At 68.5% G+C, this 5982-nt stretch carries 6 protein-coding genes and 1 other RNA gene; 3 read left to right on the top strand and 4 right to left on the bottom strand.

Annotation, left to right across the window (positions count from 1 at the left end):
• The 3 genes from DM816_RS39675 to DM816_RS39665 form a co-directional block, all read right to left on the bottom strand.
• Positions 1–920: serine/threonine-protein kinase (locus DM816_RS39675; protein ID WP_246002649.1), on the bottom strand; the 920-nt coding region annotated here is incomplete at its 3' end.
• Between the two features lie 18 nt (positions 921–938).
• Positions 939–1625, bottom strand: a complete 687-nt coding sequence (npdG, locus tag DM816_RS39670; RefSeq protein ID WP_117215620.1) for an NADPH-dependent F420 reductase — start codon at positions 1623–1625, stop codon at positions 939–941.
• Between the two features lie 54 nt (positions 1626–1679).
• Positions 1680–2426: a sulfite exporter TauE/SafE family protein gene (locus DM816_RS39665; protein WP_117215619.1), complete on the bottom strand. Its 747-nt coding sequence runs from the start codon at positions 2424–2426 to the stop codon at positions 1680–1682.
• Positions 2427–2458: 32 nt separating this feature from the next.
• Here DM816_RS39665 and rnpB point away from each other — a divergent pair.
• The 3 genes from rnpB (at position 2459) to DM816_RS39650 (ending at position 4572) form a co-directional block, all read left to right on the top strand.
• Positions 2459–2864: RNase P RNA component class A (gene rnpB, locus DM816_RS39660), an RNA gene on the top strand.
• Between the two features lie 174 nt (positions 2865–3038).
• Entirely contained in the window at positions 3039–3989 is a 951-nt protein-coding gene (locus DM816_RS39655; protein WP_246002647.1) for a GlxA family transcriptional regulator, read from the top strand.
• A gap of 7 nt (positions 3990–3996) precedes the next feature.
• Positions 3997–4572, top strand: coding sequence for an HD domain-containing protein (locus DM816_RS39650; RefSeq protein ID WP_117215617.1), 576 nt, complete (start codon positions 3997–3999; stop codon positions 4570–4572).
• Between the two features lie 44 nt (positions 4573–4616).
• On the opposite strand, the gene panB is transcribed toward DM816_RS39650, so the two are convergent.
• Positions 4617–5450, bottom strand: coding sequence for a 3-methyl-2-oxobutanoate hydroxymethyltransferase (gene panB / locus DM816_RS39645; protein WP_117215616.1), 834 nt, complete (start codon positions 5448–5450; stop codon positions 4617–4619).
• Between the last annotated feature and the right edge of the window lie 532 nt (positions 5451–5982).

Here is a 5982-nt window from a genome sequence, read left to right as displayed (position 1 = left end):
ATGACAAGCGCGGCGATCGCCGCCAGCGCAACGGCTCCCGCGCCGACACCCGCCGCGACCCTGCCCCTGGACCGCTTGCCGGGCGGCGGCGGCAGCATGGCGACCGTCTGGGCCGCGGCGGTTTCCGGTGCGGCCGCGGCCGCCGCGAATGAGGCCGCGCTTTCGAAGCGCAGCAGCGGGTCCTTGGCCATCGCCCGCTCGACGATCGAACGGGTCGCCGCGGGCACATCGGGCGGCAACGGCGGCGGCTCATCCTGCACGTGGTGCAGCGCCACCTCGACCGGTGTCTCCCCGCCGAACGGAGCGTTCCCGGCCAGGCAGTGATATGCCACCGCACCGAGCGCATAAATATCGGCCGCCGGGGTGGCTCCCCGTCCGAGGGCCTGCTCCGGCGCCATGTATTGCGCTGTTCCCAAAACCTTCTGGGTACCGGTCAAGCCCGCACTCGCCGCCGACCTCGCCACGCCGAAGTCCGCCAGCCGCACCGTGCCGTCTTCCTCGATCAGCAGGTTGCTCGGCTTGACGTCGCGGTGCACGATCCCCGCGTCGTGCACGACCTGCAGGGCCGTCGCCGCCTGCGCCACGACGCGCAGCGTCTCGTCCGACGGCAGCCGCCCGCCCTCCTCGAGCACCTGCGACAGCGGCCGCCCGGCAACGTACTCCATCACCAGATAGATGTCGCCGCCGTCCTCGCCGTGGTCGTAGACGCCCACGATGTTGGGGTGCCGCACCGCCGCCATCGTGCGCGCCTCGGCCTCGAACCGCGCCACGAATTCGGCGTCGTCGGCGAACGCGGGCGCGAGCACCTTGACCGCGACCGTCCTATCCAGACGCAGATCTACGGCTCGCCAGACGGCGCCCATCCCGCCGCTGGCGAGCAGCTCGTCGAGGCGGTACCGGTCGCTGAGAACAGTGGACACCCACAGGTCATACCCAACCTAGACGTCTGTGATGCGGACCCCGGCGTGTGCGCCGTAACGCTTGTTGATGGCGATGAGGTTGGCCGTGAGCGCCTCCACCTGGGCCGCGTTGCGCAGGCGTCCGGCGTGCAGGCCGCGCACCCCGCTGATCCGGCCAGCCAGCGCCTGCACGATCCGGACCGCCTCGCGGTCGTCGCCCAGCACGAGCACGTCGAGGTCGACCTGCTCGACGGACGGGTCGGCGAGCAGTTCGGCGCTCACGTGATGGAACGCGGCGCACACGCGGGACTCCGGCAGGATGGACGCGGCCTGCTGGGCGGCGCTTCCCTCCGGTACCGGCAAGGCAAATGGTCCTTGTTTGTCAAAACCCAACGGGTTGACGCAATCCACGACGATCTTGCCTCGCAGCGGCTCGACGAGTTCGCGAAGCGTCGATGCGTGGGCGTCGAACGGGACGGCCACGATCACCACATCCGACCGCTCGGCGACGGCCGCGTTGGCCTCGCCTGCGACGCTTCCCCGACTGATCGCGGCGATTTCGCCGGCCGCGTCGGCGGCCCGCGACGGGTTGCGTGAGCCGATGAGGATCCGCTGCCCGGCCGCCGACAGCCGGATCGCCAGCCCTCGGCCCTGGTCTCCGGTGCCGCCCAGGATCCCGACGGTCAGGCCGCTCACGTCGGGCAGAATGCTGTGATCGAAGCGCATCCGGCGATCCTTTCAGAGCGCCTGCGCGAACAGTAGGGCGGACACCACAAGCGTTCAGAGCGCCCGCGCGAACAGCAGGGCGGACACCACAAGCCCGAAACCGACGACGATCCACCGCAGGGCGCGGGCCGACAGGCGCCTGCCGTAATGCCCGCCGATGAACCCGCCCAGCAGCGTGCCGGGCACGAGCGCCAGCACCGCCTCCCACACCACCGGCCCGAACAGCGCGTAGGCGACCGCGGCGGTCGCGCCGATGCCAAGCTGGAGCGCGTTCTTCGTGGCTACCATGCGCCGGATGGGGTCGCTGAGCACCAGCCCCAGCACGGCCATGATGACGACACCGATCGCCGAGATGAAGTATCCGCCGTAGACGCCGATCGCGAAGACCGCCGCGATTTTCGCCCAGGCCGGCTGGTCATGCGGCTGCGCGAGCAGCCTCGTGACCCGGTCCTGCAACGCCATCAGCAGCGAGGCCGCCAGCACCAATGCCGGCGCGACCCAAGCAAACACCCCTTCTGTGGTACTGAGCAGAAGCCCACACCCCACCACGCAGCCCAAAATCACGCTCGGCAGGAGCCACCGCAGTGCCGTTTGGCTCTTCAAGTCCGCTTTGGTGGACAGCACACCCCCGACATACCCGAACGCCACCGACACGGAGTTCGTCACGCTCGCACTGATCGGCGGCAGCCCCACCCACAGCAGCGCCGGAAACGTCATCAGCGACCCGCCCCCTGCCACGGCGTTGACCGCCCCGGTGGCCACACCGGCGGCGGCGAGGAGGAGTGCCTGGGCCAGATCCATGCTGCGAGGTTTGTACCATGGATGCGGACGGACGAGTCGACCAGGCGGCCGCGTCTCCCGGATTCGGGAGCCGAGGAACGTCCGGACTCCACAGGGCAGGGTGGTTGTTAACGGCAACCCGGGGCGACCCGCGGGAAAGTGCAACAGAAAGCAGACCGCCGCATCGCTGAGCCGGTGCGGTAAGGGTGAAACGGTGAGGTAAGAGCTCACCAGCGTGGCGGGTGACCGCTGCGGCTAGGTAAACCCCACCCGGAGCAAGGCCAAGAAAGGGCTTCACCGCAAGGCGAAGCCCGCGCGAGCGTTCGAGGGCTGCCCGCCCGAGCTCGCGGGTAGGCCGCTAGAGCCGGCCGGCGACGGCAGGCCGAGATGGATGGCCGCCACCGGCGCGCGCACCGAGCGCGCCGGGCACAGAATCCGGCGTACCGGTCGACTCGTCCGGCCCTCTTCTCCGCGCCCGCGGTTGAGCGCGGACCGCTTCGCGGCCGCACTTAACCGCGCGAAAAGACGATGAAAACCGCTGCGTTGTCAATGGGCTATTGATAGGGGCCCCATGGCGGGATCTGACAGAGTCGTGTCCTTGCTGCCATGCCTCGAAGTCGGAATGCTGCGATAGTGCGGGTAGTCATCGCGGTTTACGACGGCGTCGAGTTACTTGACGTGACCGGGCCGGCCGAGGTGTTCTCGGTCGCGTCCCGGCTCGACAGCGCGTGCTATGAAATCCAGCTGGCCGGTCCCAAGCGCGGTCCGGTGACCACGTCCAGCGGCGTGCGGCTGGTCGCCGACGTGGCGTTCAAGGACGTGAACGGAGCGGTGGACACCGTCGTCATCCCGGGTGCGCTCGCCGGACAGGATGTGTTGCACGTGCCGTCCGTCGTGCGCTGGATCCAAGCCGAAAACGCCAACTGGCGCAGGCTCGCGTCGGTTTGCGCCGGAGCGCACCTGCTCGCCGCGGCCGGCGTGCTCGACGGCAAACGCGCCACGACGCACTGGTTTTCGGCCGACCGGCTGGCCGCCGACTTCCCGTCCGTCGACGTGGATCCCGACCCCATCTACGTCCGCGACGGCCGGGTCTGGACCAGTGCCGGGGTCACGTCCGGAATGGACCTCGCCCTCGCGCTGGTCGCCGACGACCACGGCGAGCGGCTGGCCCGCTCGGCCGCCCGCTGGATGGTCATGTACCTGCGCCGGCCCGGCGGGCAGAGCCAGTTCAGCGTGCCCCTGTCGACTCCCGTCCCGCGCACCGCCCGGATCAGGACGCTGCAGCACTGGATCGTCGAACATCCCGATGCGGACCTGTCCGTCCCGGCCCTTGCCCGGCGCGCGCACATGAGCGAGCGCCATTTCGCCCGGGTCTTCGCGCAGGAGACCGCCACAACGCCCGCCGCGTTCGTGGAGGCCAGCCGGACCGAGGCCGCCCGCGGGATGCTCGAACAGACCGACGATCCGCTCGATGTCGTCGCGACCCGGTGCGGGTTCGGCTCGGTCGAGACGCTCTACCGTGCGTTCCGCCGTCGCCTCGGCACGACGCCGTCCGACTATCGCCACCGTTTCCGCCTTCGTTAGGAGCCGCATGCCAACCCCTGACACCGCCCTCACCCGCGCCGCGGACGCCCTTCTGACCACCGCTTCGCCCCCGTTGCTGGTCAATCACTGCAAGCGGACGTTCATTTTCGCCACGGCCCTGCTCCATAGGGGGTACGACGTCGAGGCCCTATATGTCGCGTCGATGCTGCATGATCTGGGCATGACCGCGTCCTATGAGGACGGTGTCACCCCGTTCGAGCGGCGTGGTGCCGAGGCCGCCGCCGACGCGCTGCGCGCACTCGACGCCGACTCCGAATTCGTCTCGCTCGTGCACGACGCGATCGCGTTACACCTCGAAGTCACGACGGCCAAAGACCCACGCCCTGAAGTAGCGGGCGTAAGCCTCGGCGCCGCCGTCGACGTGCTCGGCCTGCGCCTCGACCAGATCCCGCCCAAGGTCCTCACCGAAGCACTCGAACGCTTTCCGCGCGGTGACCTCAAGCCGTTCCTCATCGAGGCGATGCAGCGCGAAGCGCGCCTCAAGCCCCACTCGCGCATTGCCCAACACGTCGCGCAGTTCGGCTTCACCGAACTCATCGCCAACGCGCCATTCGCAAGCTGACAAAAGGCCGCGGCCGACACGGCCACGGCCTTTCTCCGCTCCCATTAGAACGTATGGTCCTGCGTCGGGAATTGCCCGTCGCGCACCTCATCGGCGAAGGCATGCACCGCCTTGGACAGCTCCTCCGCAAGATTGGCGTAGCGCTTCACAAAGCGCGGCACCGGCCCGCCGCCCACGCGCATGCCCGCCATGTCTTGCCAGACAAGCACCTGCGCATCAGTATCCGGCCCTGCCCCGATTCCGATCGTCGGCACCGGGATCTCCTCGGTGATCTGCTTGGCCACCTCGCCGGGCACCATCTCCAGCACGACGGCGAAAGCGCCTGCCTCGTAACAGGTGTGGGCCTGCTCCACCAACAGTTTGGCGTCTTCACCGCGTCCCTGCACCCGGTAACCCCCGAACAGGTGCTCCGATTGCGGGGTGAACCCGATGTGCGCCATCACGGGAATCCCAGCCCCGGTGATTGCCTGAATGGCGTCACGCCGCGCGCCCTCAAGCTTGACGGCGTGGCACATCGCCTCTTTCATAAAGCGCACCGACGTGCGGACGGCCTGCGCCGGGCTCTCCTCATAGGACCCAAACGGCAGGTCGCCCACGACCAGTGCGCGTTTCGCGCCGTGCACGACCGCACGGACCAGGGGAATAAGCTGATCTACAGTGACTGGGAGGGTGGTCTCGTAGCCGAACACGTTGTTGGCGGCCGAGTCGCCGACGAGTAGCACGGGAATGCCCGCATCATCGAAAATCCGGGCGGTGTACTGGTCGTACGAGGTGAGCATGGCCCACTTCTCGCCGCGCTCCTTGGCCAACTGCAGGTCGCGGGTGCGCACACGCTTGCCGGCAGGGCCGCCGTAAAGGGACGCCACGGTGTCAGACATCGCTGTCTCTCCTCTCAAACCTCGAGGCCGCGGTGTGCGGTCCCCGGGTCCTACGAGAGATGTTTCCACTCGATGAACACCTACCGTCAGCGTTCAGTGCGAAATTTCACGCCGTTCGTTTTCTCACTCCACAACAGAGCACGTCAGCTCATACGAGCGACCATCCCTTCAAAGCCCGCCCAACCTCAGCGGCCTCGGGCCAAACACCCCTCCCACAGCGCCATTCGCACCCGACGCCCACCCACCGGCATCGCCCCTCTCACAGCGCCTTTTCACGCGACGCCCCCCGCTGGGGATCACCCCTCAGAGCGCCTTTTTGCACACGCGACGCCCAACCCAGGGGATCACCCCTCAGAGCGCCTTTTGCACACGCAGCGCCCAACCCGCGGGGATAGCGCCTCTGCACGCGGCCTCACCCGCAGCCATCCGGCAGCCCACCCGGCGGCCAACGTCCAAAGCGGCGGCGGGATGTCCGTTTTGAGGACTAAAAACGCTCTTCCCTCGTCCTCAAAACGGACATCCCGCCGCCGCC

The organism is Allorhizocola rhizosphaerae (genome assembly GCF_003426775.1).
GTDB classification, from domain to species: domain Bacteria; phylum Actinomycetota; class Actinomycetes; order Mycobacteriales; family Micromonosporaceae; genus Allorhizocola; species Allorhizocola rhizosphaerae.
The sequence above is the reverse complement of the archived record's forward strand: the minus strand, read 5'-3'. Positions and strand labels throughout refer to the sequence as shown.

Bases quoted from the DNA above. Each gene is read 5' to 3' on its own strand.
- npdG (WP_117215620.1), bottom strand. From the start codon at position 1,625: ATGCGCTTCGATCACAGCATTCTGCCCGACGTGAGCGGCCTGACCGTC.
- DM816_RS39665 (WP_117215619.1), bottom strand. From the start codon at position 2,426: ATGGATCTGGCCCAGGCACTCCTCCTCGCCGCCGCCGGTGTGGCCACC.
- DM816_RS39650 (WP_117215617.1), top strand. From the start codon at position 3,997: ATGCCAACCCCTGACACCGCCCTCACCCGCGCCGCGGACGCCCTTCTG.
- panB (WP_117215616.1), bottom strand. From the start codon at position 5,450: ATGTCTGACACCGTGGCGTCCCTTTACGGCGGCCCTGCCGGCAAGCGT.